Annotated in this window: 23 protein-coding genes; 12 read left to right on the forward strand and 11 right to left on the reverse strand. The window is 67.7% G+C overall.

The window, feature by feature from the left end:
* The first annotated feature begins 40 nt into the window (after positions 1-40).
* The 5 genes from AC1DGP_RS01020 (at position 41) to mutL (ending at position 6,669) form a co-directional block, all read left to right on the forward strand.
* On the forward strand, positions 41-700 hold the full coding sequence (locus AC1DGP_RS01020) for a hypothetical protein (RefSeq protein WP_441488864.1): 660 nt from the start codon (positions 41-43) through the stop codon (positions 698-700).
* 101 nt (positions 701-801) lie between these two features.
* Positions 802-2,094, forward strand: coding sequence for a M16 family metallopeptidase (locus tag AC1DGP_RS01025; protein WP_441488865.1), 1,293 nt, complete (start codon positions 802-804; stop codon positions 2,092-2,094).
* A gap of 58 nt (positions 2,095-2,152) precedes the next feature.
* Positions 2,153-3,448: a M16 family metallopeptidase gene (locus AC1DGP_RS01030; RefSeq protein WP_476831639.1), complete on the forward strand. Its 1,296-nt coding sequence runs from the start codon at positions 2,153-2,155 to the stop codon at positions 3,446-3,448.
* Between the two features lie 50 nt (positions 3,449-3,498).
* Complete coding sequence (locus AC1DGP_RS01035) at positions 3,499-4,821, forward strand: glucose-6-phosphate isomerase (protein WP_476831640.1); 1,323 nt, start codon at positions 3,499-3,501, stop codon at positions 4,819-4,821.
* 42 nt (positions 4,822-4,863) lie between these two features.
* Positions 4,864-6,669 (forward strand): DNA mismatch repair endonuclease MutL, encoded by a 1,806-nt coding sequence (mutL, locus tag AC1DGP_RS01040; RefSeq protein WP_476831641.1) that lies wholly within the window; start codon positions 4,864-4,866, stop codon positions 6,667-6,669.
* 5 nt (positions 6,670-6,674) lie between these two features.
* Here mutL and AC1DGP_RS01045 read toward each other — a convergent pair whose 3' ends face one another.
* Both AC1DGP_RS01045 and AC1DGP_RS01050 read right to left on the reverse strand, forming a co-directional pair.
* On the reverse strand, positions 6,675-7,235 hold the full coding sequence (locus tag AC1DGP_RS01045) for an RsmD family RNA methyltransferase (RefSeq protein ID WP_476831642.1): 561 nt from the start codon (positions 7,233-7,235) through the stop codon (positions 6,675-6,677).
* Between the two features lie 12 nt (positions 7,236-7,247).
* On the reverse strand, positions 7,248-9,611 hold the full coding sequence (locus AC1DGP_RS01050; protein WP_476831643.1) for a pseudouridine synthase: 2,364 nt from the start codon (positions 9,609-9,611) through the stop codon (positions 7,248-7,250).
* 103 nt (positions 9,612-9,714) lie between these two features.
* Between AC1DGP_RS01050 and AC1DGP_RS01055 the strand changes: the two genes are divergently transcribed.
* Together AC1DGP_RS01055 and AC1DGP_RS01060 are read left to right on the forward strand one after the other, a co-directional pair.
* Positions 9,715-10,143 (forward strand): nucleoside deaminase, encoded by a 429-nt coding sequence (locus AC1DGP_RS01055; RefSeq protein ID WP_441489224.1) that lies wholly within the window; start codon positions 9,715-9,717, stop codon positions 10,141-10,143.
* Positions 10,144-10,239: 96 nt separating this feature from the next.
* Complete coding sequence (locus AC1DGP_RS01060; protein ID WP_476823795.1) at positions 10,240-10,467, forward strand: DUF4287 domain-containing protein; 228 nt, start codon at positions 10,240-10,242, stop codon at positions 10,465-10,467.
* A gap of 1 nt (position 10,468) precedes the next feature.
* On the opposite strand, the gene gcvA is transcribed toward AC1DGP_RS01060, so the two are convergent.
* Positions 10,469-11,347 (reverse strand): transcriptional regulator GcvA, encoded by an 879-nt coding sequence (gene gcvA, locus AC1DGP_RS01065; protein ID WP_476823796.1) that lies wholly within the window; start codon positions 11,345-11,347, stop codon positions 10,469-10,471.
* Between the two features lie 195 nt (positions 11,348-11,542).
* Between gcvA and AC1DGP_RS01070 the strand changes: the two genes are divergently transcribed.
* The gene (locus AC1DGP_RS01070; RefSeq protein WP_441488873.1) at positions 11,543-11,938 is read left to right on the forward strand and encodes a RidA family protein; all 396 of its coding nucleotides are present in this window, start codon (positions 11,543-11,545) and stop codon (positions 11,936-11,938) included.
* Between the two features lies 1 nt (position 11,939).
* Positions 11,940-13,094, forward strand: a complete 1,155-nt coding sequence (locus AC1DGP_RS01075; protein WP_476831644.1) for an oxidoreductase — start codon at positions 11,940-11,942, stop codon at positions 13,092-13,094.
* A 51-nt stretch (positions 13,095-13,145) separates the two neighbouring features.
* Here the strand turns inward: AC1DGP_RS01075 and AC1DGP_RS01080 are convergent, their stop codons facing one another.
* A complete protein-coding gene (locus AC1DGP_RS01080) occupies positions 13,146-13,889 on the reverse strand; it encodes a sulfite exporter TauE/SafE family protein (RefSeq protein ID WP_441488875.1) in 744 nt (247 codons plus the stop codon).
* Positions 13,890-13,995: 106 nt separating this feature from the next.
* Between AC1DGP_RS01080 and AC1DGP_RS01085 the strand changes: the two genes are divergently transcribed.
* On the forward strand, positions 13,996-14,739 hold the full coding sequence (locus AC1DGP_RS01085) for an ArsR/SmtB family transcription factor (protein ID WP_476823798.1): 744 nt from the start codon (positions 13,996-13,998) through the stop codon (positions 14,737-14,739).
* Here AC1DGP_RS01085 and AC1DGP_RS01090 read toward each other — a convergent pair.
* From AC1DGP_RS01090 to purD, 3 genes are all read right to left on the reverse strand, one after another.
* A complete protein-coding gene (locus AC1DGP_RS01090; RefSeq protein ID WP_476831645.1) occupies positions 14,702-15,571 on the reverse strand; it encodes a patatin-like phospholipase family protein in 870 nt (289 codons plus the stop codon). The two genes, AC1DGP_RS01085 and AC1DGP_RS01090, sit on opposite strands and share 38 nt — an antisense overlap.
* Positions 15,572-15,598: 27 nt before the next feature.
* Positions 15,599-16,513 (reverse strand): alpha/beta fold hydrolase, encoded by a 915-nt coding sequence (locus AC1DGP_RS01095; RefSeq protein ID WP_441488878.1) that lies wholly within the window; start codon positions 16,511-16,513, stop codon positions 15,599-15,601.
* A 76-nt stretch (positions 16,514-16,589) separates the two neighbouring features.
* A complete protein-coding gene (gene purD, locus AC1DGP_RS01100) occupies positions 16,590-17,870 on the reverse strand; it encodes a phosphoribosylamine--glycine ligase (RefSeq protein ID WP_476831646.1) in 1,281 nt (426 codons plus the stop codon).
* Positions 17,871-17,962: 92 nt separating this feature from the next.
* On the opposite strand from purD, the gene xseA reads away from it, so the two are divergent.
* A complete protein-coding gene (gene xseA / locus AC1DGP_RS01105) occupies positions 17,963-19,492 on the forward strand; it encodes an exodeoxyribonuclease VII large subunit (RefSeq protein WP_476823800.1) in 1,530 nt (509 codons plus the stop codon).
* Positions 19,493-19,513: 21 nt separating this feature from the next.
* On the opposite strand, the gene AC1DGP_RS01110 is transcribed toward xseA, so the two are convergent.
* Positions 19,514-20,362, reverse strand: a complete 849-nt coding sequence (locus AC1DGP_RS01110; protein WP_476831647.1) for a dienelactone hydrolase family protein — start codon at positions 20,360-20,362, stop codon at positions 19,514-19,516.
* A 72-nt stretch (positions 20,363-20,434) separates the two neighbouring features.
* Between AC1DGP_RS01110 and AC1DGP_RS01115 the strand changes: the two genes are divergently transcribed.
* Entirely contained in the window at positions 20,435-20,656 is a 222-nt protein-coding gene (locus AC1DGP_RS01115) for a DUF2093 domain-containing protein (RefSeq protein ID WP_113518934.1), read from the forward strand.
* Here the strand turns inward: AC1DGP_RS01115 and lpxK are convergent.
* The 3 genes from lpxK to AC1DGP_RS01130 are packed head-to-tail and all read right to left on the reverse strand — an operon-like array spanning position 20,602 to position 23,686.
* Positions 20,602-21,654, reverse strand: a complete 1,053-nt coding sequence (gene lpxK, locus AC1DGP_RS01120) for a tetraacyldisaccharide 4'-kinase (protein WP_476831648.1) — start codon at positions 21,652-21,654, stop codon at positions 20,602-20,604. The two genes, AC1DGP_RS01115 and lpxK, sit on opposite strands and share 55 nt — an antisense overlap.
* The gene (locus AC1DGP_RS01125) at positions 21,654-22,958 is read right to left on the reverse strand and encodes a 3-deoxy-D-manno-octulosonic acid transferase (protein WP_441488883.1); all 1,305 of its coding nucleotides are present in this window, start codon (positions 22,956-22,958) and stop codon (positions 21,654-21,656) included. Before AC1DGP_RS01125 ends, lpxK begins: the two co-directional genes overlap by 1 nt.
* A complete protein-coding gene (locus AC1DGP_RS01130) occupies positions 22,955-23,686 on the reverse strand; it encodes a lysophospholipid acyltransferase family protein (protein ID WP_441488884.1) in 732 nt (243 codons plus the stop codon). The genes AC1DGP_RS01125 and AC1DGP_RS01130 overlap by 4 nt, the downstream gene beginning before the upstream one ends.
* Positions 23,687-23,694 lie beyond the last annotated feature (8 nt).

Genomic DNA, 23,694 nt, shown 5'->3' on the forward strand with positions numbered 1-23,694 from the left:
ACACGGACAGGAACGCAGGTTCCTTCACGGAGGTTTTGAGATGGCCAATCGCGCTCGCGCAATCCGCATCCTGCTCGCTGGGAGCATGATCGCGGCCGCGCTTCCCGCCTCGGCTCAGGAAGGCATGTTTTTCCAGAACGCCATGCGGACCTTTGGACTGATGCCGGGGGAGGGGCCCGATATCGAGTATCGCCAGCGCCCGCCGCTGGTGGTGCCGCCGTCTTCCGCCTTGCCGCGTCCGCAAGATCCGGCCTCGCAGCGTACGGCTGCATGGCCGAATGATCCCGATGTTGCAGCCCGCCGTGCGGACGCCAAGGACGCTCTGATTCCGGCGACCGAGCGCGAGAAATACAAGCTGAACCAGACCCCGCTGCTCAGCCAGCAGGAACTGCGTCGCGGTCGCGTGACCGGCGGACAGGTTCAGGCACCACCGGAGACCCAGAGCAAGACCTTCGAGGAGAATATCGGTCCGATCCGTGCCGGTCGTGAATTGGCGGCGCGCCAGGCTGCCACCGATACCTCGAACCTGGTTCATGGCCAGGAGCCGCAGCGCCGCTTGCTGAGCGATCCGCCGACCGGCTACCGCAAGCCGGCTGGTACGGCGCCGCTCGGACCCGGTCGGGGCGGGCCGCGTGAAGACACCAACAGCACGGGCCAGAAGGAATTCGTGCAGGGTCTGCCGTCGCCGAGCACGCCCTGACCCTTCGCTGAAAAACCGTGATGGCGAGCGCCGCGCGCTGGCGCGGCGCGTAATCGCGCCTATATCGAAGGTCACTCCTGCCGCGAAGGTGCCACCCTGAAATGACGGTTCATACTCCGACTGCACGCTTGTCGGTTCCAGTCGAAGCCTTCAGGCTCGCCAACGGGCTTGACGTCGTGGTCGTGCCGGACAGGCGCGCGCCGGTCGTCACCCATATGGTCTGGTACCGCAACGGCTCGGCCGATGATCCGGCCGGCAAGTCCGGCATCGCGCATTTCCTCGAGCACCTGATGTTCAAGGGCACGGCGCGCTGGCCGGCCGGCGAGTTCTCCAAGATCGTCGCGGGCTATGGCGGCCAGGAGAACGCCTTCACCTCCTTCGATTACACCGCCTATTTCCAGCGCGTGCCGAAGGAACATCTGCGCGCCATGATGGACTACGAGGCGGACCGGATGACCGGGCTCGCCTTCGATGAGAGCGTGGTCGCGCCCGAGCGCGATGTCGTGCTCGAAGAGCGACGCATGCGCGTCGATGCCGACCCGGCTGCACAACTGGGGGAGGAGTTCTCCTCCGCGCTCTTCGTGCATCATCCCTATGGCACGCCGATCATCGGCTGGGAGCACGAGATCGAGGGCCTGACGCGCGACGACGCCTTCACCTACTATCAGCGCTTCTACACGCCGGAGAACGCGATCCTGGTCGTCGCCGGCGATACCGATCTCGACGAGGTGCGCACGCTTGCCGAGGCGACCTATGGCCAGATCGCGCCACGCGGACAGGCCCCGGTGCGCAAGCGCCCGGCCGAGCCCGCTCCGCGCGCGGCGCGCCGGGTCTCGCTCAGCGATCCGCGTGTGCGCCAGCCGTCCCTGCGGCGGGGCTGGCTCACGCCGACCTATCTCAGCGGCGATCGCAGCGAGGCATTCGCACTCGAACTGGTGGCCGATATCCTCGGCGGCGGCACCACGTCGCGGCTCTATCGCCAGCTTTGCGTCGAGCAGGAACTCGCAGCCGGTGCCAGCGCCTATTTCATGGGCTCGATGGTCGATCGTGCTGCCTTTCAGATGTCGACCAGCCCACGCCCGGGCATCGACATGGCTGCGCTCGAAGCTGGCCTGGATGCGGCGCTCGCGACCTTCCTTGCCGATGGGCCGAGCGAGATCGAGTTGAGCCGCGCTCGCACGCGGCTGGTGGCGGAGACCATCTTCGCCCGGGACAGCCAATCTTCGCTCGCTCGTATCTTCGGTGCCTCGCTGGCCGTCGGCGAAACCGTCGAGGACGTCCTGGCCTGGCCGGAACGGATCGAAGCCGTGACACGCGAGGCCGTCATCGAGGCCGCGCGCCGCTATCTGCGGCCCGACCGTTCGGTCACCGGGCTGCTCTTGCCGGCAGCTTGAGTCCGCGCCCCCTTTCTCATGCGGGTGGGATGACATCGTCCCACCGTCAGGAAGCGACATGAACGCGCCCATCCCCACCCCGGGTTCCACGCTTGCCGGCCCCTCGGTGGCGGTCCAGCAGGTCCGCTCGACCTCCGGTATCGAGGCCTGGCTGGTCGAGGAGCACAGCCTGCCGTTGATCGCGATCGATTTCGCCTTCGACGGTGGTGCGACACGCGACCCCGCCAATGCTGCCGGCAGCGCCTACCTCGTCTCGGGTCTGCTCGATGAGGGGGCTGGCGATCTCGACGCGGAAGCATTCCACGGCCAGCTTGCCGACCACGCCATCAGCTTGGGCTTCGACGCCCGTCGCGACGATTTCCACGGCCATTTGCAGACCCTGTCGCGCCATCGCGACGAGGCGTTCTCGCTGCTGGCCCTGGCGCTGAACGCGCCGCGCTTCGATGCTGATGCCGTGGAGCGCGTGAAGTCGCAGGTCGTCGCTGGCCTGCAGCGTCAGGCGCAGAATCCGGAGACGCTCTGCCGCAATGCTCTCTATGCGGCGGCCTATCCTGGCCACGCCTATGGCCGTCCGGAGAAGGGCGATATCGACAGCGTCTCGCGCACGAAGCCCGCGGGATTGAAGTCGCTCTCGCGCGAGTTGCTGACCCGCGCCGGCCTCAAGATCGTCGTGGTCGGTGACATCACGGCGGAAGAACTGGCGCAGCGGCTCGATCAGCTCTTTGCCGCGCTCCCGATCGGCACAGCTCGACCGGTCCCGACCGACCCCGTTCCCGTGCAGGGGCTTGGCGAGACGCATGTCATCGATCTCGATGTGCCGCAGACCGTGCTGCGCTTCGTCGGTCCGGGCCTGATGCGCCGCGATCCGGATTTTATCACCGCCAGCGTGTTGAACCATATCCTGGGTGGCTCCGCTTTCACCTCGCGCCTGTTCCTTGAAGTGCGCGAGAAGCGCGGCCTTGCCTATGGCGTGTCGTCGAGCCTGCTGCCGCTGCGCGAGAGCGCCATGCTGGTCGGCGGCACCGCGACGCGCAACGACCGCGCGGCCGAGTCGCTTGCCGTCATTCGCGAGGAGATGATGAAGCTTGCCTCCGAGGGGCCGACCGAGCACGAGGTCGAAGAGGCCAAGCGCTACATCATCGGCTCATATCCCCTGCGCTTCGATACCTCGCCGAAGATCGCTGCCGAGCTGCTGGGCCTGGCGGTGAACGGCTTCGGCCCGGAATTCCTCGCCGAGCGCAACCAGCTCTTCGCCGCCGTGACGCTCGCCGACATCAAGCGCGTTGCGCAACGGCTCTTCGGCGACCCGCGCCTGCTTGTGCAGGCCGTTGGTCGGCCCGTCGGCCTCGTCTGACGGCGCACCGCTCGCCCGCTTTTCCACCGACCCCATACGGATACCAGGCCATGCTGCAGCAAAGCTTCGACCTCGCGCTTGAATCCGGTGTCGGCGCCGGTGGCATCCCCGATGCTGCCTTCGAGAAGGCACTGGCCGCTCTCGCGCCCGCGCTGGCGCGGCTGAAGGGCGAGGCAGACGCGAAGTCGCTGCCCCTGCTGGGATTGCCGGCCGATACGGCTGATCTGGCACCGGTCCATGCTGCCGCAAAACGCCTGCGCGAAGGCGCGACTGATATCCTGATCCTCGGCACGGGCGGCTCCAGCCTCGGTGGCCAGACGCTGGCCCAGCTCGCCGGCTACGGCATTGCCGGCCTGTCGAGCTTCGCGCCCACGCCGCGCGTGCATTTCATCGACAATCTCGATCCTGAGACATTTGCCTCCCTGCTCACGAAACTGCCGCTCAAGTCGACCAGGTTCGTGGCCATCTCCAAATCAGGCGGCACCGGAGAAACCCTGCTGCAGAGCATCGCGGCGATCACCGCCCTGCGCGCCGCCGGTATCCCCGATGGTGAGATTGGCCGGCATTTCCAGGGGCTCTCCGAGCCGGCCAAGCCCGGCAAGCTGCACCCGCTGCGTGCCCTGCTGGAGCCGTTCGATGCACCCTTCCTCGACCATCATACCGGCGTGGGTGGGCGCTACTCGGTCCTGACCAATTGCGGTCTGCTGCCGGCCGCGATCCTCGGCCTCGATATCGAAGCCCTGCGCAACGGTGCGGCCAAGGCACTTGCTCCCCTGCTGGCGGGTAAGGGCGTCCGCGAGGTCCCGGCTGCGCTGGGTGCGGCCCTGCACCTCGCCGCCATGCGCTCTGGCAAGGGCATCGCAGTGCTGATGCCCTATGCCGACAAGCTCGCCCTGTTGACGCGCTGGTGGGTCCAGCTCTGGGCCGAGAGCCTCGGCAAGGACGGACAGGGCACCCAGCCGGTCGCGGCGCTCGGGCCCGTCGACCAGCATTCGCAGCAGCAGCTCTATCTCGCCGGGCCGAAGGACAAGTTCTTCACCGTTCTGACCCTCAGCACCAAGGGCAGGGGCCCGGGGATCGATGCTGCTCTGGCGAAGAAGATCGGCGAGGACGGTTTCGCCGGCAAGACGATCGGCGATCTCGTCGCGGCGCAGGGCGTCGCCATGATCGATACCTTCGCCAAGAACGGCCGCGCGGTGCGCCGCCTCCATGTCGATCATGTCGACGAGACGGTGCATGGCGAGATCCTCATGCACTTCATGCTGGAAACGATCCTGACGGGCTACGCCATGGGCGTCGATCCGTTCGATCAGCCGGCGGTCGAAGAGGCGAAACTCCTCGCCAAGCGCTATCTTGCCGAAGGGCGCGGCTGACGATTCGGGTTTCCGCGCTCGCTCCCTTTTGCCGGGCTCAGCATGACCGTTCGCCGTCTCGATCCTATCCTGGTCGATCGCATCGCCGCCGGCGAGGTGATCGAACGGCCGGCTGCTGCCGTGAAGGAGTTGGTCGAGAACGCCATCGATGCCGGTGCGCGCGCGATCGCCGTGACCATTGCGGCCGGCGGCCGCGAGCTGATCCGCGTCGTCGATGACGGCTCCGGCATGTCGCCCGAGGATCTGGCGCTGTCGGTCGAGCGCCATGCCACCTCGAAGCTGCCGGATGGCGATCTCTTCGCGATCCAGTCTCTCGGTTTCCGCGGCGAGGCGCTGCCGTCGATCGGCTCGGTGGCGCGGCTTGCGATCACCACGCGCCGGCGCGAGGCTTCGCAGGGCCACGGCCTCGTCGTCGAGGCTGGCGAGAAGGGCGTGGTTCGTCCGGCCGCTGCTGCGCCCGGCACGCGCATCGAGGTCAGCGATCTCTTCATCTTCACCCCGGCCCGCCTCAAGTTCCTGAAGAGCGATCGGGCGGAGGCGCAGGCCGTCTCCGAGATGTTGCGGCGACATGCCATCGCCCATCCGACCATCCGCTTCTCCCTCGAAGGTGACCATGTCACCGGCTTCGACTGGCCAGCTGAGGCGATCGGCGAGGAAGGGCTGCTGCGCCGGCTGTCGCGGGCGCTCGGCCGTGATTTTCCCGAGAATGCGCTGCGGCTCGACGTGGCGCGCGAGGGCATTCGGGTCACCGGTTTCGCCGGGCTGCCCACCTTCCATCGAGGGACCTCTGCCGGCGTGCATCTGGCGGTCAATGGCCGGCCGGTGCGGGACAAGCTGCTGCTGTCGGCGGTGCGCGGCGCCTATGCCGATGTGGTGCCCTCCGACCGGCACCCGATGCTGTTTCTCGATGTGATCTGCGATCCGCGCTTCGTCGACGTCAACGTCCATCCGGCCAAGAGCGAAGTCCGCTTCCGCGATCCGGCCCTGGTCCGCGGCCTCGTGGTATCCGGCCTGAAGGCCGCCTTGGCCGAGGCCGGGCACCGCGCCACGACGACAGGTGGCGCCCGGACGCTGGAAGCCTTCCGCGCGGTCTTCTCTGGGGCCGGGCAGCAGCCGTCAGTGCAGCGTCCAATGCTGCCGTCCGCACCTGCCTGGGCGTCGCCATCGGCCGGGTTCGGCGAGGCGCGGCAGGCCGATTTCACGGGTTTCGTGACGCCATCGGCCGATGCGCGAGCCCATGTCGCCGAGCCGGCGCAGGATGCCCTCGACCGCCCGCTTGGCGCCGCGCGGGCGCAGGTCCATGAAACCTATATCCTCGCCCAGACACGTGACGGCATGGTCATCGTCGACCAGCACGCGGCGCATGAGCGGTTGGTCTATGAACGGCTGAAGGCCGAGAGGGCCAGGACGGGTATTGCCCGCCAGGCTCTGCTGCTGCCGGAAGTGGTCGAGCTCGATCCGGTCGACGCCGACCGCCTGATCGCTGTCGCCGGTGACCTTGCTTCGCTCGGCCTGACCATCGAATCCTTTGGATCCGGTGCCGTGCTGGTGCGCGAGGCGCCGAGCGCGTTGGCTGGCGGCAATCTGCAGATGCTAGTTCGCGACGTCGCCGATACGCTCGCCGAGCATGGCGATTCAGGATCGCTCGAACGGCGCCTCGACCATGTGCTGGCGACGATGGCCTGCCACAACTCGGTGCGTGCCGGCCGGCGCCTGCGGCCCGAGGAGATGGATGCGCTCCTGCGCGAGATGGAAGTCACGCCCAATTCCGGCCAGTGCAACCATGGCCGCCCGACCTATGTCGAGCTCAAGCTGAACGATATCGAGAAGCTGTTCGGGCGGCGGTGAAGCCCTCAGGGCGCCCGCAGGATCCAGACCTGGGTTTCACCATAGTCGCGTCGCTCCAGCTCCTCGAAGTCGCCGGGCAGGGCGATCTCGACCCCCGCCGCTTCCTCAAGCACGATCAGCGCACCAGCGGCCAGCCAGCCGCCATCGCGTGCGGAGATGAGCGCCTTCTCGCCAAGATTCTTGCGATAGGGCGGATCGCAAAAGACGAGCTGGAAAGGCGCCATCGGCCCGATCGGGCCGAGCTTGGTCGCATCGCGGCGGAAGATACGGCTCAGGCCGGCGAGCTCGAGCGTCATCTGGTTCTCGCGGATCAGGCCGCGTGCCTCGGTGCCGTCATCGACCAGCAGTGCAAAGCCGGCACCGCGCGAGAGCGCTTCGAACGCCATCGCGCCGGTTCCGGCGAAGAGATCGAGCACGCGCGCGCCCTCGACCACGTCGTCATAGGCATGGGCGAGCACGTTGAAGAGCGATGCGCGCAACCGGTCGGAGGTCGGGCGGATCGTGCCGATACCCGGCTTGGGGCCGGCCAGGGGCCGGCCGCCGAAGCGGCCGCCGACGATTCTCATCAGGCGCTACTCTCAGTCACGCTTGCCGCGGCCGCCGCCACCGGGACGCGGTCCCTTGCCGCCGGGCTTACCGCCAAAGGGACGTCCGCCGCCGGGCTTGCCGCCAGCGCCGCGCCCGTGCGGGCGGTCGCCGGACGGTCTGCCGCCGCTTGGCCTGTCGCCGAAGCTGCGACCGCGCGGACGGTCATCGCCCTGACGCTCGGCAAAAGGTCGGGCGGGTCGCTCGCGTCCCTCACGAGGGGCGCGCTCACGGCGTTCGCCGCGTGGCGCGCGCTCCTGCCATGGACGCTCGTCGCTGCGATCCTGTCCGCCGGCCCCCTCATCGCGTGGACGGCGCTGAGGCCGGTCACCAAGGCCGCGGGGTGACGCGCCGCGCTCCTGCGGGCGCGCTCCGCGGGCTCCCGGCCCGGTACGCTCGGCACGAGCCGGGCGGGCGGGCGCTTCTTCTCGTGCCGGCGCGCTGACGCGCTCGACCAGCACGCGGCGTCCCTTCGGATCGGCAATCGCCTTGTCGCGTTTGCGTTCGATCTGGCCGGTCGCCTCGCGGGCCTGCCGCGCCTCCTTCGGATCGGCGCCACGCCTTGGGGCCGAGCGGCGCTCACGTTGCGGCTCGGCCTCCTCATCGCGCCAGACGGTGCGCTTCCAAGGCTTCTCGCTGCGGGTGTCCTGCGAAACCGGACGCCCACTGCCGCGCGCCCCACGCTCCTCGCCACCCTCGCGGCGGCGCGGGCGATCCTCGCCCGCAGGCGCGCGCTTGGGCGCCGCCGGCAACTCATCGCGGCGCGGTGCCTCGAAATCGACGCCGGCCTTGGCCATTAGCTCTTCGCCGAGCTGGTCCTTGATCACGCGGGAGCGGATCTCGTCGATCTCACCCTCCGGCAGATCGCCGAGCTGGAACGGCCCGAAGGAGACCCGGATCAGCCGGTTCACGGCAAGGCCGAGATGCTCGAGGACGGTCTTGACCTCGCGGTTCTTGCCCTCTCTCAGGTCGACCACGAGCCAAGTGTTCGAGCCCTGCTCGCGTTCGAAACGTGCCAGGACGGGCCCGTAGCTGATGCCGTCGATGGTGACGCCATCGCGCAGTGTGTCGAGCTTGTCCTGCGTGATGCTGCCGAAGGCGCGCACACGATAGCGCCGGAGCCAGCCGGTTTCCGGCAGCTCGAGCACGCGTGCCAGTCCGCCGTCATTGGTCAGCAGCAGCAACCCCTCGGTGTTGATGTCGAGGCGGCCGATCGAGAGAACGCGCGGCAGGTCCTCGGGCAGGGCCTCGAATACGGTCGGGCGGCCTTCGGGATCATGGTTCGTCGTCACCAGCCCGCGCGGCTTGTGATAGAGCCAGAGCCGAGTGCGCTCGCGCGCCGGCAATGGCTCGCCATCGACGAGGATCACGTCGCTCGGTCCGACATCGAGTGCCGGGCTTTCGATCACCTTGCCGTTCACGCTGACGCGGCCTTCGGCGATCATCGCCTCGCAATCGCGGCGCGAGGCGACGCCGGCGCGCGCCATCACCTTGGCGATGCGCTCCGGCTCGATCGAGGGCAGGAGGACTGCGCCCGGTGCCTGGGGCTCGGCATCCTCGCGGCGCGGACGATGAGCCCGGTCGTCGCCGCGCGGACGGTCGTGCCGCTCGGCGCGTGGCCTGTCGAAGCGCGGTGCGCCAGCATCCCGGTCGCCGAAGCTCCTGCCGCGGGGGGCCGCACCTTCGCGGGGCGGACGGCTCGTGCTGCGCTCGCCCTCGGAGCGGGCTCGGAACGGCCTTTCACCACCCTCGCGCGGTGGGCGCGGGGCGTCGTCGCGTCGGCCAGCCGGCTTGTCGAAGCGCCGGGCGGGGCGTTCGCCGCCTTCGGATGTCCTGTGTGAAGGGCGATCATCTCCCGAGCGACCACGAAACGGGGCGCGTTCGCCTTCGGTCCTGCTGCGGAACGGTCTTTCGCCGCCCTCGCGCGGCGGGCGCGGGGCGTCGTCGCGTCGGCCGGCCGGCTTGTCGAAGCGCCGGGCGGGGCGTTCGCCGCCTTCGGATGTCCTGTGCGAAGGGCGATCATCTCCCGAACGCGCACGAAACGGAGCGCGTTCGCCCTCGGTCCTGCTGCGGAACGGCCGTTCGCCGCCCTCGCGCGGCGGGCGCGGTGCGCCGTCACGCTGGCCTGCGGGCCTGTCGAAGCGACGGGCGGGGCGTTCGCCCTCGCTCCCGGCATCGCGGCGCGGCCTGTCATCGCCCGAACGGCCACGGAATGGCGGGCGATCTCCGCCCGAAGGTGGGCGACCGCGTGACGGGCCACGGCCTTTGCCGTCGCCTCCGCCAAACCCGCCGCCTTTGCCGCCAGCTCCACCGCCCTTGCGTGGACCACGGCTTTTCTGGTTGTTGTCGTCGCTCATCATCGCTCCTGCACAGCCGGCGCTTGTAGCAGAGCGTATCATGCCTCGCGAGCGCCAAAGCAGAGGTTTCATGCTGCAATCGAAGCGTGCCGAGCTGGAGGGGATGGATCTCGCCCTCGCGGAGGCCCGGGCGGCAGGTGCCAGGGGCGAGGTGCCGGTCGGAGCCGTGGTCGTCAGGGACGGAACCATCCTGGCCAGTGCCGGCAACCGCACGCTCGAGCTGAAGGATCCGACCGCACACGCCGAGATGCTGGCCTTGCGGCGCGCCTGCGAAGAAATCGGCAGCGAACGGCTGATCGGCTGCGATCTCTACGTCACGCTCGAACCCTGCCCGATGTGCGCTGCCGCGATTTCCTTCGCCCGGATCAGGCGACTCTATTTCGGCGCCTCCGATCCCAAGGGAGGCGCGGTCGAGAACGGTGTCAGGCTTTATGCCAGCCCGACATGCCACCATGCGCCGGATGTCTATGGCGGCATCGCTGAAAGCGAGGCGGCGGATCTGTTGCGCGGGTTCTTCAAGGCGCGGCGTTAGGGGGGGCGGATTATGCGCCTGTCCCGCCCTGGGGATTGCGGATGCATCCAGCGTCGCTACGGTTCCGCTCCCGACAAACGAACATCGTGAGACGCAATGTCCTTTCAGGCCTATCTCGACACCATCAAGCAGAAAACCGGCAAGGGGCCTGAGGAGCTGCAGGCACTTGCCGACGCGAAGGGCCTCTCGGAAGCGGGCAGGCTCAGGCCGGGCGTCAAGGCAGGGCAGGTCGTAGACTGGCTGAAAGCGGATTTCGATCTCGGCCATGGCCACGCCATGGCGATCTATGCCCTGCTCACGGGCAAGAAGAAGCCGGGTGATTGAGCTAACGCGCTGCTTCCGCAATCAGCCAGTCGCGAACCGCGTGCACAAGCGCCTCCTTGGAGCGGCTCGGCAGGGTCACCACGGAATAGGTCAGTCCCTGTAGCGTTGGGCCGAATGGCTGGATGAGCCGGCCTGCATCGAGTTCCTCCCTCACGAGCGCCAGGCTGAGCAGCGCCGCTCCCTGGCCGGCGACTGCAGCCTGGATCGCCTGGCTTTCATCGGTGAAGCGCAAGGCCGATTTCGCATCGGGCCGCATATCTGTCCGCTCGAACCAGATCGGCCAGGTCGGATGATCGGGATCTGCGCTGCGCCATTCGAAATGGATGAGCGGCACCTTCGTGAGATCGGCGGGCTGGTGGACGTCCAGCACCGGATTGACCACCGGGGCGAACCGGTCTGCGATGAGTTGGCGCGCGTCGAGATTGGGATAGCTGCCATGGCCATATCGGATCGCCAGGTCGACCTGGCCCGAGTGCAGATCGACAACATCGTCTGATGCGTGCAGCCGCAGATCGATGCCGGGGTGGGCTTTCTGGAAGCCGGCGACGCGCGGCACCAGCCATTTCGCAGAGAAGGCTACGGTCGCCGAGATCGTGATGACCGGCCGTTTCCGCTCTGACCGAATGCGCTCGATCGCTGCGGCGAAGGCGTCGAAGCCATCGCGCAGCACGAGATAGAGCGCCCGGCCTTGTTCGGTCAGACTGACACGCCGCGTCTGGCGGTCGAACAGGCGCACATCGAGGTGCTCCTCGAGCGTCCGGATCTGGTGGCTGACCGCAGTGGCCGTGACCAGCAGCTCGGAGGCGGCTCGTTTGAAGCTGCCATGACGCGCCGCAGCTTCGAATGCCCGCAGCGAGGATAAGGGCGGCAGGCGTCGCATCACGGAGGTCCAATGATTGAGCTCACAACTTGCCTGATTATGAGTGAGTTTGATTCAGTTATCGAGTGAGGATTTCGCGTTTGTTGTCCTTGGCGTGAACGCACACATTCATCTCATCGCCGGACGGGCACACCGATTGGATGAATGAAATTCATCTCGCGACGCGGCCAGTCCATTCACAGATGAGATGAAAAGATGTTCGAGCAAGTTGTCACGCGGCCCGACCCCTACGAGCCGTATCTGTTGTCGCAGGCCATCAAGGTCGGCAACCTTCTCTTCGTATCGGGCCAGGCCGGCTATGATGACGAGGGCAAGGTCGTGGAGGGCGGATTCCTAGCCCAGGGCGAGCAGGCCTTCTCCAATTTGCGGCGTGCCCTCGAAGCGGGCGGTGCCAGCCTGAAGGATGTCGTCAAGGTGACGATTTTCGTCACCGACATGCAGGCTCAGTTCAAGGACGTGGTCGAGCTTCGCCGCAGGTTCTGGAGCGCGCCTTATCCCGCCGACACGATCGCTGAGGTCAAGGGCCTCTACGATTCCAGGGTGATGATCGAGATCGAGGCGATTGCGGCAGTGCCAGGGGAGGGCCGGTAAGATGACTGGCAACCCCGCTTCCGGCCTGCCTCGCCAGAGGGCGGAGGAGAGTCTCTTCTCCCCCGTCCGGATCGGCAGGCTCGCTCTATCCAACCGGCTTGTCGTTGCGCCCATGACGCGCGTGAGTGCAACCGTCGATGGCCGTGCCACCGAAGGTATGGCCGCCTATTACCGTTCATTCGCGGAAGGCGGCTTCGGCCTGATCGTGACGGAGGGCATCTACACCGACAAGGCATTCTCACAGGGCTACCAGTACCAGCCCGGCCTCGCTGATGCCGAACAGGTCGAGGCGTGGCGACAGGTCGTCAGCACTGTTCACGAAGCAGGCGGGCGGATCGTTGCGCAGTTGATGCACGCTGGGGCCCTGGCGCAAGGCAACATCCATCGGGACCATAGCATCGGCCCTTCCGCCCTGCGTCCCAAGGGCGAGCAAATGGCGTTCTATCGCGGCAATGGCCCCTACCGTATTCCTCGTGCGATGTCGGAGGCGGATCTCGGTGAAGCGGTGGCAGGCTTTGCCAGCGCGGCCGCGCTCGCGAGGGAGGCTGGCTTCGACGGTGTCGAGATCCACGGAGCCAACGGCTACCTCCTCGACCAGTTCCTGACCGAGGGCATCAATCGGCGCGAGGATCGCTATGGAGGGAGCATTGCGGGCCGCCTTCAGCTCCTCGTCGAAGTTGCCGAAGCCGTTCGCTCGGCCGTGGGAACGGATCATGTCGTCGGCATGCGAATCTCGCAGGCCAAGGTGAATGACTTCCTCCACAAATGGGTCGGAGGTGTCCGCGAAGCGGAGGTGGTGTTCAGCGCATTGGGCACGCTTCCCCTCGACTACATCCATACGACCGAATTCGAGGGGTGGCGCCCGGCCTTCGGCGATACCGGGCCAAGTCTGGCGGCCTTGGCGCGGATGCATGCCCGGCTTCCGGTTCTGGCGAATGGGTCGCTGCACGATCCGCAACGCGCTGCGGCCATGATCGAGGGCGACGAGGCGGACTTCGTGTCGCTCGGGCGTGGCGCGCTGACCCATGCCGACTGGCCGACGCGTTTCCGCGAGGGGCGGGCGCTGGAGCCGTTCGACAAATGCATCCTGTCGCCGATCGCGGATCTGGCGAACGCCGAACGGCGCCGTTCAGCGCTGCTCGACATTGCAAGCTGAGGGCGCGCCCAAACGAATTGGCGCCGTACCCCCAAGGTGCTGGCAGGACGTTCAGGCGAGCGTCCTGATCACCAGATAGCATCCCAGCATCAGCAGCCCCGCGAAGAAGCTGAGCTTGAAGGTGGCCGCGGAGATGCGCGTGCGGATCGCCTGGCCGACCGACATGCCGGCAAGCGCAGGCAGCAGCGCCAGCAGCGAGGATTGCGCCACGCCGACATCCAGGGCGCCTGCTCCGATCAGGCCGACCGACAAGGCCAGCGTCGAAATGATGAAGGAGACGCCCAGCGCCTGCACCAGCTCGTCCTTGTCCAGGCCGAGCGCCTGCAGATAGGGCACGGCCGGCAATACGAAGACACCGGTCGCAGCGGTGGCGATGCCCGTCGTGATGCCGATGACGGGGCCGAGCCAACCCTCAGCACTGGAAGGGACGCGCAGCTTCGCCGCCTTCAGCCCGACCAGTGCATAGAGCACCAGCGCACAGCCGAGCCAGAAGGTGGCCGAGCCGCCCTTGCTCTGTTGCAGCAACCCGGCGCCCGCCCATGTCCCCGCGCAGATGCCGGCAAGCATCGGCCAGAGCCTGATCATGATCGCCTTCAGCCCCGGGCCGGTTGCGACCTGCCAGCTGTTGGTGACGATATTGGGCACGACGAGCAACGCCGCGGCCTGCGCCGGTGCCATCACCACGCCGAGGATGCCGACTGCGATGGTCGGGAGGCCGAGCCCTATGACGCCCTTGACGAAGCCGGCCAGAAGAAAGGTGGCGGCGATGAAGAGGATGAGATCTGCGTTTTCCATGAGGCTGTTTGTGGCAGTGTCGATGCGGACTGTCGCACCCGAACGCTACGGTGGGGACCGTACTGTTCCAGGTTGCCTCGGCTGAGCAAGGGAGCAAGATGGCTGCATGAGCACGCATGGCCCCTATCTCGCCGAGATCGCCCATCTGATGGGGGATCCAGCCCGCGCCAACATGCTGCACGCCCTGATGGACGGGCGCGCGCTGACCGCCAAGGAACTCGCCTATATTGCCGGCGTCGCGCCGCAGACGGCGAGCGGCCATCTCGCCCGCCTGATGGCGGGCGGCCTGCTCGCGGTCGCCGTCCAGGGGCGCCACCGCTATTACAGGCTCGCCGGGCCTGAGGTCGCGACGGCGCTCGAAGGGCTGATGGTCCTCGCCGGAAGCCAGCCCTCCAGTCGCCGCTTGCCGTCCCGGGTCGGCGCCGACCTCAGCCGGGCCCGCACCTGCTACGATCATTTCGCCGGGCGCCTCGGCATCGGCCTGCATGATGCGCTGGTCGCGGGCGGGCACCTGACGGTTGCCGATGGCGGCTACGGCCTGGCGACGTCGGGGGAAGGCGTTTTCGCGGCGCTCGGCATCGACATCGCTCAGGCGGCCAGGAGCCGGCGCGCGTCGTTGCGCCCATGCCTCGACTGGAGCGAGCGCCGTCCGCATTTGGCGGGAAGCCTAGCCGCAGCCCTCGCATGCCGCTGCTTCGAGACGGGCTGGGTCCTGCGCAAGAAGGACAGTCGTGCCGTGATCCTGACCGATGAGGGGCGTGACGCGTTGATCTCGGTATTGCCGGGTTTTCGCTGCGACGAACCGGACGCGCTCAGCCCTGCCGGAGTGCCTGAGACAGCCTTCGCTTGACCTCGTCCTTGAGCGGCTCGGAGGCGTCGAGGATGGCTTGCGCTCGGAAGAAGTCGAGCCCGCCATAGCCGTCGATGCCGGCCCTGATCAGGATATCTGGCGGGTGGCGCTCGATCATGCGCTGCACGATGGTGCGCGTCAGGATCTGCGATACGCCGACCATCGCTTCGAGCGGCTCAGGCACGCGCGTGTCGCTGATCGTTGCCGGTGCGCTGGTGTCGACCGCCATGACGATGCGCCCCGGCGCCAGCAACCTGTCATAGGGCAGGGGGTTGATCGCTCCGCCATCGATCAGCACACGGCCGCCGAGCACCACCGGGCGTACGAGACCCGGAATAGCCAGCGAGGCGGCGACGGCCGGCGTCAGCGGCCCGCTCGTCAACGAGACCTCTGCATGGAGATGGTAGTCGGTCGCAATCGCGGCGAAGGGAAATCTGAGCTCCTCGAACCGGTCGGGCACGGCTTGCGGCCAGAACAGGTCGAGCAGCCGCTCGCCGTCGATCAGCACGGGATTGCCGAGCCCGCGCATGAGATCGGTGAATTTGCCGACGCGGGCGTCGAGCAGCCGCGCGATCACCTTGGCCCGGTCACGGAATGTCAGTGACACATGCTCCCGCAGCTCGCTGCCAGAGAGGCCGGCCGCATAGGCCGCGCCGATGATCGCCCCGATCGAGCAACCGACGATGAGGCCGGGCCTCACGCCGAGTTCGTCCAGCGCCTCCAGTACCGCGATATGGCTCAGGCCCCGTGCCCCTCCGGCCCCAAGCACGAGCGCGAGCCTGGGCTCGGCGCTGTCGGATCGTTGCTCGGCAGGCGTCGTGGAGCTTGGCATGGTGCGATGCTGCGGCCTGAACCCTGCTCAGGCAACCGAGCCAGCAAGGAACGGCTTCAAGGCCTCCAGCGTTGCTGCAGGGTTTTCCTCCGGCAGGAAATGGCCGCTGACGATCGCTTTCCCCTCGGCCTTGGGCGCGAAGGTCGAGCGCCAGATCGCGAGCGGGCTTTCGCCCTTGGCCGGTATTCCGGCTTCGCCCCAGAGTGCCAGCACCGGGCAGAGGATGGTCTTTCCCGCCGCGAGATCGGCCCTGTCCTGGGCGAGATCCGTGGTGGCGCCGGCGCGATAGTCCTCGCAGGCCGCATGGATGCGATGCGGGTCGTCGAATGATTCCCCATAGGATCGGAGCGCGAGCGGGTTGAATACGTCGAGCGCCTTGGCCCGTGTCCAGCTCGCGATCGTATGATCGAGCCAGGCCTGGGGATTGGCCTTGATCAGGTTTTCCGGCACGGGTTCGGGCTGGGCCAGGAAGGTCCAGTGATAAACCTGCATGGCGCGGGCGGCGTCCATGCCGTCCCACATCGAGAGCGTCGGCAGGATGTCGAGCACGGCGAGCCGCTCGACCCTGCCGGGATGGTCGAGGGCGAGGCGATAGGCGACACGCGCGCCGCGGTCATGGCCGATCACGGCAAAGCGGATATGGCCGAGCGCTTCCATGACGGCGACGACGTCCTCGCCCATGGCGCGCTTGGTGTAGGTCTCCTTGCCGCCATCGCCATGGGGAGCCGCCGACCAGCCATAGCCGCGCAGGTCCAAGCAGACGACGCGATGGGTCTTCGCCAGTTCGGGCGCGATCTTGTGCCATTCGGCGTGGGTCTGCGGGAAACCGTGGATGAGCACGAGCGGCGGCCCTTCACCGCCGGAGCGCGCAAAGATCTTGCCGACAGGCCCGTCGACCCAATGGGCCGTGAAGCCGGGAAAGAGTGAATCGAGATTGCTCATGGAGGAGCGCTCCTGGCGTAACCGCTGGCCTGATATCAGTCTGGCTGAAATCCTAACCCTCGACGAGCGCGGATGTTCAGCCTTCCTGCTCCCGTTTGACCGCCTGCCATCCGATGTCGCGGCGGCAGAACCCCTCCGGCCAGTCGATCGCGTCGACGGCGGCATAGGCGCGTTGCTGGGCCTCGCTGACAGTCTTGCCGAGGCCGACGACATTGAGCACGCGACCACCATCGGCAACGATGTCGGTCCCGGACTGCTTCGTCCCGGCATGGAAGACGAGGACATTGTCCATAGCCTCGGTCTTCTCGATGCCGCGAATGATGCTGCCCTTCTCGGGCGTGGCGGGATAACCCCGCGCCGCCAGAACGACGGTCAGCGCGGCTTCGTCCAGCCAGCGCAGGTCGAACGAGCTGAGCACACCGTCGCAGGCGGCGAGGAAGGCCGGCACGATATCGCTCTTCAGGCGCGGCATCAGCACCTCGCATTCCGGGTCGCCGAAGCGGACATTGTACTCGATCAGCTTCGGCCCCTGCGCCGTGATCATCAATCCGGCGAAAAGCACGCCCTTGAATGGCGCGCCGCGCTTCTGCATTCCGGCGAGCGTTGGTGCGATGATCTCCGCCATGACCCGGTCTTCCAGGGCCTTGGTCATCACCGGGGCGGGCGAATAGGCGCCCATGCCGCCGGTATTCGGGCCGGTATCGCCGTCGCCGACGCGCTTATGGTCCTGGGCCGAGGCAAGCGGCAGGGCATGGCTGCCGTCGCAGAGTGCGAAGAAACTCGCCTCCTCGCCGATCATCCATTCCTCGATCACCACCTCGGCGCCTGCTGCGCCGAAGCCGCCCGAGAACATCATCTCGATGGCGGCATCGGCCTCGTCGAGGGTCTGTGCCATCACCACGCCCTTGCCGGCGGCGAGCCCGTCGGCCTTGATCACGATCGGCGCGCCCTGAGCCCTGACATAGGCCTTGGCCGATGCTGCATCCCCGAAGCGTCCGAAGGCGGCCGTCGGGATGTTGAACTCGGCACAGAGTTCCTTGGTGAAGCCTTTCGAGCCCTCGAGCTGGGCTGCCGTCTTCGAGGGGCCGAAGGTCTTGATGCCGGCCGCGACGAGATCATCGGCGATGCCGGCGACGAGCGGCCCTTCCGGCCCGACCACGACGAGGTCGACCTTCTCCCGCTTGCAGAAGGCGACGACTGCGGCGTGATCGGCGATGTCGAGCGCGACGTTCTCGCCGCATTGCGCGGTGCCGGGATTGCCGGGTGCGACAAGGAGCCGGTCGCAGAGCGGCGAGCCGGATATCGCCCAGGCGAGCGCATGTTCGCGTCCGCCGGAACCGATCAGAAGGATGTTCATCGCGCCGTCTCCGCTTGCTCCGCGCGCAATAGCCTTCGCAGCGGCGCGGGGCAACGCTTCTGCTCCGTCGCTGCGACCGTTATGGTCGCGCAATGGATATCGAATCGCCCGACACCAAGCCCTCCAATGCGCCGGAATGGTCGGTTTCCGACCTGTCTGGTGCGCTCAAACGTACGCTGGAGGACGCCTTCGGCTTTGTCAGGGTGCGTGGCGAGATTTCGGGCTATCGCGGCCCGGTCGCCTCGGGCCATGTCTATTTCTCGCTGAAGGACCAGAACGCCAAGATCGACGCGGTGATCTGGAAGGGCGTCTTCGGGCGGTTGAAGACACGGCCTCAGGAAGGGCTGGAGGTCATCGCCACCGGCAAGATCACCACCTTCCCCGGCAAATCGAGCTACCAGATCGTCATCGATTCGCTCGAGCCGGCCGGTGTCGGCGCGCTGATGGCGTTGCTTGAGGAGCGTCGCAAGAGGCTCGCTGCCGAAGGCCTGTTCGACGAGGGGCGCAAGCAGCTCATTCCCTATCTGCCGCGCGTCGTCGGCGTGGTGACCTCGCCGACCGGTGCTGTCATCCGCGACATCCTGCACCGTCTCGAGGACCGCTTTCCTCGCCATGTCCTGGTCTGGCCGGTCCGCGTCCAGGGCGAGACCAGTGCGGCCGAGGTGGCGGCCGCCATTGCCGGTTTCAACGCATTGCCGGAAGGCGGACGAATCCCGCGCCCCGACGTGATCATCGTCGCGCGCGGTGGCGGTTCGCTCGAGGATCTGATGGGCTTCAACGAGGAGGTCGTGGTGCGCGCCGCTGCCGCCTCGCTGATCCCGCTCGTCTCGGCAGTCGGCCACGAAACCGACTGGACCCTGATCGACCACGCCGCCGACCTGCGTGCGCCGACTCCGACCGGCGCCGCCGAGAAGGTCGTGCCGGTCCGCGCCGATCTGATGGCGCTGATCGCCGATCTCTCCCGTCGGCAGGCGGGGGCGATGCGCCGTCTCTCGGATCGCCGTCGCAGCGATCTGCGTGCGCTTGCGCGGGCCTTGCCGGGGCCGGAGGCTGTCCTTTCCGGCCCGCGGCAGCGGCTCGATCTGGCCGCGGCGCGTCTTGCACCGGCATTGGCGCGCAACGCGCGGGCTTACGAGCAACGGCTTGCAGCTTTGTCGCAGAGGCTCGTGCGGCAATCTCCGTCGGTCCGGCTCGCGACCTATGTGGCAAGGCTTGATGGGCTCTCAAGCCGCTTGCGGGCCGGGCGTGACGCCTTGCTGAGGGCGGAACGGCTGCGCCTCCAACGGGCGCATGAGCGCAGCGACGAGCTGTCGCTGAGGGCAAGCCGCGCCTTTGTCCAGGGTTTGGGGCGCCGTCGCGACAGGCTTGAATCGGCCTGGAGCCTGGTCCGCTCGCTCGGCCCCCAGGCTGTTCTGGCGCGCGGCTACGCGCTGGTGCGCGATGGATCGGGAGCGCTCGTTCGCGGCGTGGAGCAGGCAAAGCCCGGCCTGGCGCTCAGCGTTCAGGTCAGCGACGGCAGCTTCGATGTCACCGTCACCGCGGGCGGGGAAGGGCTGTCGCCACGGCCAGCTCGTGCGCCGCGCCGGGACGTTCCGCGCAGCGGGCAGGGCGACCTCTTCTAGCTGAGCGCGGTACGGGGTCGCTCAACGCCCCATCAGGAAGCTCTTGACGCGTTTGATCGCGTCATCGCGGGCTTCAGGATGTGTCCCCACCGTGACCTTGCCGGTTCCGGTCGCGGAATAGGCCACGTCGCTGCGCTCCTTCACCTCGAGGCGAGGGTGATCGAAATCATGCAGCGCGCCGGGATAAAGCACGAGTTCGATGGCTTCGCCGCGCGCCCGTGCCGCTTTGGCGAGATGGTCGCAGGGCGCTGGCGGCGTCCAGTCGTCCGCATCGCCCATCAGGATGAGGGTCGGCAGCCTGGCCGAAAAGCTCGCGGACTCCGATTGGAAGCGGCAGCCCGGATAGAAGGCGATGGCGCGTGCGAAATCGGGTTGGCCGTCGGCCGGGCGCCTGTCCTTGCGGATCGCGGTCAGGACGGTGGAGCCGCCACCGGACCAGCCGAGCAGGGAGATTTCCTTGTCGCGCACATCATCGCGAGCCTGCAGCCATTGCCGTGATGCTGCCGCGTCGGCGACGCGCTCACGGCTAGCCCGAACCGTCAGTTCCTTGACGCCGCATTGTGAACCGAGCCTGCGCGAGCCGTAGCTGTCCGGCATCAGCACGACGTAGCCAGCGGCAGCCAGCCGCTCGCCCCAGTCCGAATGCCGGGCGGACAATTTGCCATTGTCGCGCCACAGGCCGCCGCAACCATGCAGGGCGACCACGGCCGGGAATGGCCCTGGACCGTTCGGGCGGTACAGCACACCGTCCAGCTGTCCTTCCTCGACCGGGATGCGAACGCGCTCATAGCCGCCCGCAGACGCGGGCGCGCACCAAAGCAGCGCGAGGCCTGTAAGGGCCAGGACGTGTCGGACGAGACTGGACATCATCGGCAGGAACGCTATCACAGCTCCGAGTTATCGGATAATTCATTCCCTGAGCAACGGTTTTCGATCTTACAGATGAACATCAGCGAGCGTCCTCCCGTGCCGGGACCCGAAGCTGCCGTCGACTATGGTCACGGCGAATTCCGCGTGGTGCGCCCCGGCGCCTTCGTGCGCTGCGCCGTGACCGGCGCCCCGATCAAGCTCGACGATCTGCGTTACTGGTCGGTCGAGTGGCAGGAAGCCTATGTCTCTCCGGAGGCGGTGCTGTTGCGGCTGCGCCGCGCCGGGCGTGCCTGAGAGCCCGCCTTCACGCCATCCAGCAGGTGCGTGATCTCGCTCGGTTCGTCGAAGACGAGCGAGACCGGGACCGCCAGCAGGCGGTGCTGCTCCGCAAACGGCCAGAGTGCAGCGAGCTTTGTCATGTCCTTTTCGGTGGTCGCCACCAGGCAATCCTGCGCCGCTGCCTCGCGGATGATCTTGGCCACGTCCTCGGCCGTGTAGGCGTGGTGATCGCCGAAGGCATGTTCGGCGCGAATCTCGGCGCCGGCCTCGCGCAGGGTCGCGCTGAATTTCTCCGGCCGTCCGATCCCTGAGACGGCCAGGACGGCCTGACCACGAAGTCTGTCGGCAATCCCGGCCGACAGCGCAAGCCGCCCGCGCAGAACCGGCTTGCCGGCCTCCCGGGCCGCGGCGGCGACCCTGTCCCCTGCCTCGCCCGGGCCGATCACCAGGATCGCATCGGTCATCGCCAACTGCTCAGCCAGCGGCGCCCGCAACGGGCCGGCTGGCAGGCATAGACCGTTGCCAATCCCGCTCGCGCCATCGACGACAGCCAACCGCAGCTGTTTGGTGAGCGAGGGGTTCTGCAGCCCGTCATCCATGATGATCAGGCTTGCGCCGAACGCTTTCGCGAAGGCGGCTCCGGCCGGCCGATCGCGGGCTACCACGGTGCGGGCGGCAGAGGCCATCAGCACGGCCTCATCCCCGACGCCGTTGGCATCATGGTGACGCCTGTCCACTTCGACAGGCCCGGCGAGCCGTCCGCCATAGCCCCGCATCAGGACGAAGGGCGTTTCTCCGCGGGCTGTCGCAAGCGCGGCCAGCGCGATCGCCGTCGGTGTCTTGCCGGCACCGCCAGCAATGAAATTCCCGACACAGATCACCGGGATGCCTGCATCGGTACCGGTCTGGCGCATGCGGCGCGCGGTGAGCGCGCCGTAGAGGGAGCCGATCGGTTGCAGCAGCCGGGCAAGAAGGCTCGGCCGATGCTGCCACCAGAACGCCGGTGCGCGCATCAGCTGTCGATCTCGCGCTGGCCCAGAGCGACGCGCATCAAGAGCGGTTCGATGGCCTGTTCCGTGCGGCTCAGTGCGCCGCCGAGCTGCTTGCTGGTTTGCCCCGCCGCGCGCGCGGCCTGCCGTGCGGCTGCCGGGTCGCTGAGCCAGCGATGCACCGCGCCTGCGAGCGCCTGCACATCGGGAACTTCACGCGCACCGCCGCCTTGATCGAAGGCGGCGAAGATCTCGGCGTTGTTGTGGACATACGGCCCGTGCACCAGGGCGCAGCCGAGCTTGGCGGGCTCGATCGGATTATGTCCGCCGATCATCGGCACGAGCGAACCGCCAAGGAAGGCCACTTGCGAGAGCCGATAGAAGAGGCCGAGCTCGTTGACCGTGTCGGCGATATAGAGCTCGATATCGGGGTCCGGCATCTCTCCAGCCGCGCGCCGCGCGACGGCGACACCGTTGGCCCGGGCGAGATCCTCGATCTCCTGGCCGCGCTGAGGGTGCCGCGGAGCGATGATCGTGAGCAGCTTCGGCACATGCGGCTTGATGCCGAGATGGGCCGACAGGATCTGCTCCTCCTCGCCCGGATGCGTGCTGGCGGCGATCCAGATCGGCCGGCCGGCCGTCAGCCCATCGAGAATCGCGAGCGTGTTCGGATCGGCCGGGGGCGCCGCGACATCGAATTTCAGATTGCCGGCGATGCTGACACGCGGCGCGCCGAGCTGGGCAAGACGCTCGCCGTCGCCCTGCGACTGGGCAAGGCAGGAATCGAAGCTGGAGAGCAGGTAGCGTGAGGTTCTGGGCGCCCTGTACCAGCGCTTGAAGGAGCGCTCCGACATCCGGGCATTGACCAGCACGAGCGGAATATCCCGCTTGCGTGCCTCGATCACCATATTGGGCCAGATTTCGGATTCGCAGATCAGCCCCATGGCCGGCTGCCAATAGTCCAGGAAGCGGCGCATGTAGCGCGGTACGTCGAGCGGCAGGTACTGGTGGATGGCGCCGGCTGGCAAACGCGCTGCAAGCAGGCGCGCCGAGGTCACGGTGCCGGAGGTCACGAGAACGGCCAGCCCGCGCCGCTGCAGGCGCTCGATCAGGGGGAGCAGCGTCACCGTCTCGCCGACGCTGGCGCCATGCAGCCAGATCAGCGTCTGGTCGGGCCGTTGGACGCCGGGATAGCCGCGGCGCTCGGCGAAGCGTGTCGGATCTTCCTTGCCGCGGCGACGGCGCCAGACCAGCAGGCCTGCAGCGGCCGGCTCGAACAGCGCAGTCGCCATGCGGTAGGCTCTGAGGAAGGGGCCCTTGCCGCTCATGCCGCTTTGGCTCCTGTTGCAGCGCGGAGCCCCGCGCCGGGGTCGCGGGAACCGACCAGCTCATAGGCGCGGGCATGGACCGCGTCGAGCCCGGCCTGGAGCGCGAGACGGGCGGCTTCGCTCGTGGCCTCGTCGGCATCGCGCGCGATCCGGATCGGATCGCCGACCACGATCGCGCAGCGGCCGAAGGGCAGGCCGATCGAGGCGCGGTCCCAGCTGTTGAAGTCGACGCGCCGGCTCGTCACCACGGCAACGGGATGGACCGGGCGACCCGATGCCTTGGCCAGCGCGATGATGCCAGGCCCCGCGACGCGGGCGCGCTTGGGAATGTCGGCCGTGAGCACCATGGTGTCGCCGGCGGCCAGGCGTCGAACCATGGCGAGGAACGCGCTCGCACCACCCTTCTCGCGGACCTTGCGGCCGAGCGCCCCTGAGCCGCGAATGGCGCCGATGCCGAGTTCGCGCAGCGCGACGGCGTTGAATCCGCCATCGCCGTGGCGGGAAACCAGCGAGCAGGCGGGCATCCAATCCGGCCGTGCGAAGGGGATCATGATGTGCTGGCCGTGCCACATCGCGATGATCAGCGGCAGCTCCGGCCGGATATGATCATAGATGTCGGCCGGTTCGACAACGGTTCGGCTGGTGCGGCGGACGAGTTTGAGATAGCCGGCCAGCAGCCGGCCGAGCGTCTCTTGCGCCACACGCGTCTTGAGGATGGAAAAGCCCATGAACTCCG

The organism is Allobosea sp. 05T433 (genome assembly GCF_056396065.1).

Excerpts from the sequence above, each read along its gene's own strand:
- AC1DGP_RS01020 (WP_441488864.1), top strand. The coding sequence starts at position 41 with ATGGCCAATCGCGCTCGCGCAATCCGCATCCTGCTCGCTGGGAGCATG.
- AC1DGP_RS01025 (WP_441488865.1), top strand. The coding sequence starts at position 802 with ATGACGGTTCATACTCCGACTGCACGCTTGTCGGTTCCAGTCGAAGCC.
- AC1DGP_RS01030 (WP_476831639.1), top strand. The coding sequence starts at position 2,153 with ATGAACGCGCCCATCCCCACCCCGGGTTCCACGCTTGCCGGCCCCTCG.
- AC1DGP_RS01035 (WP_476831640.1), top strand. The coding sequence starts at position 3,499 with ATGCTGCAGCAAAGCTTCGACCTCGCGCTTGAATCCGGTGTCGGCGCC.
- mutL (WP_476831641.1), top strand. The coding sequence starts at position 4,864 with ATGACCGTTCGCCGTCTCGATCCTATCCTGGTCGATCGCATCGCCGCC.
- AC1DGP_RS01045 (WP_476831642.1), bottom strand. The coding sequence starts at position 7,235 with ATGAGAATCGTCGGCGGCCGCTTCGGCGGCCGGCCCCTGGCCGGCCCC.
- AC1DGP_RS01050 (WP_476831643.1), bottom strand. The coding sequence starts at position 9,611 with ATGAGCGACGACAACAACCAGAAAAGCCGTGGTCCACGCAAGGGCGGT.
- AC1DGP_RS01055 (WP_441489224.1), top strand. The coding sequence starts at position 9,715 with ATGGATCTCGCCCTCGCGGAGGCCCGGGCGGCAGGTGCCAGGGGCGAG.
- AC1DGP_RS01060 (WP_476823795.1), top strand. The coding sequence starts at position 10,240 with ATGTCCTTTCAGGCCTATCTCGACACCATCAAGCAGAAAACCGGCAAG.
- gcvA (WP_476823796.1), bottom strand. The coding sequence starts at position 11,347 with ATGCGACGCCTGCCGCCCTTATCCTCGCTGCGGGCATTCGAAGCTGCG.
- AC1DGP_RS01070 (WP_441488873.1), top strand. The coding sequence starts at position 11,543 with ATGTTCGAGCAAGTTGTCACGCGGCCCGACCCCTACGAGCCGTATCTG.
- AC1DGP_RS01075 (WP_476831644.1), top strand. The coding sequence starts at position 11,940 with ATGACTGGCAACCCCGCTTCCGGCCTGCCTCGCCAGAGGGCGGAGGAG.
- AC1DGP_RS01080 (WP_441488875.1), bottom strand. The coding sequence starts at position 13,889 with ATGGAAAACGCAGATCTCATCCTCTTCATCGCCGCCACCTTTCTTCTG.
- AC1DGP_RS01085 (WP_476823798.1), top strand. The coding sequence starts at position 13,996 with ATGAGCACGCATGGCCCCTATCTCGCCGAGATCGCCCATCTGATGGGG.
- AC1DGP_RS01090 (WP_476831645.1), bottom strand. The coding sequence starts at position 15,571 with ATGCCAAGCTCCACGACGCCTGCCGAGCAACGATCCGACAGCGCCGAG.
- AC1DGP_RS01095 (WP_441488878.1), bottom strand. The coding sequence starts at position 16,513 with ATGAGCAATCTCGATTCACTCTTTCCCGGCTTCACGGCCCATTGGGTC.
- purD (WP_476831646.1), bottom strand. The coding sequence starts at position 17,870 with ATGAACATCCTTCTGATCGGTTCCGGCGGACGCGAACATGCGCTCGCC.
- xseA (WP_476823800.1), top strand. The coding sequence starts at position 17,963 with ATGGATATCGAATCGCCCGACACCAAGCCCTCCAATGCGCCGGAATGG.
- AC1DGP_RS01110 (WP_476831647.1), bottom strand. The coding sequence starts at position 20,362 with ATGATGTCCAGTCTCGTCCGACACGTCCTGGCCCTTACAGGCCTCGCG.
- AC1DGP_RS01115 (WP_113518934.1), top strand. The coding sequence starts at position 20,435 with ATGAACATCAGCGAGCGTCCTCCCGTGCCGGGACCCGAAGCTGCCGTC.
- lpxK (WP_476831648.1), bottom strand. The coding sequence starts at position 21,654 with ATGCGCGCACCGGCGTTCTGGTGGCAGCATCGGCCGAGCCTTCTTGCC.
- AC1DGP_RS01125 (WP_441488883.1), bottom strand. The coding sequence starts at position 22,958 with ATGAGCGGCAAGGGCCCCTTCCTCAGAGCCTACCGCATGGCGACTGCG.
- AC1DGP_RS01130 (WP_441488884.1), bottom strand. The coding sequence starts at position 23,686 with ATGGGCTTTTCCATCCTCAAGACGCGTGTGGCGCAAGAGACGCTCGGC.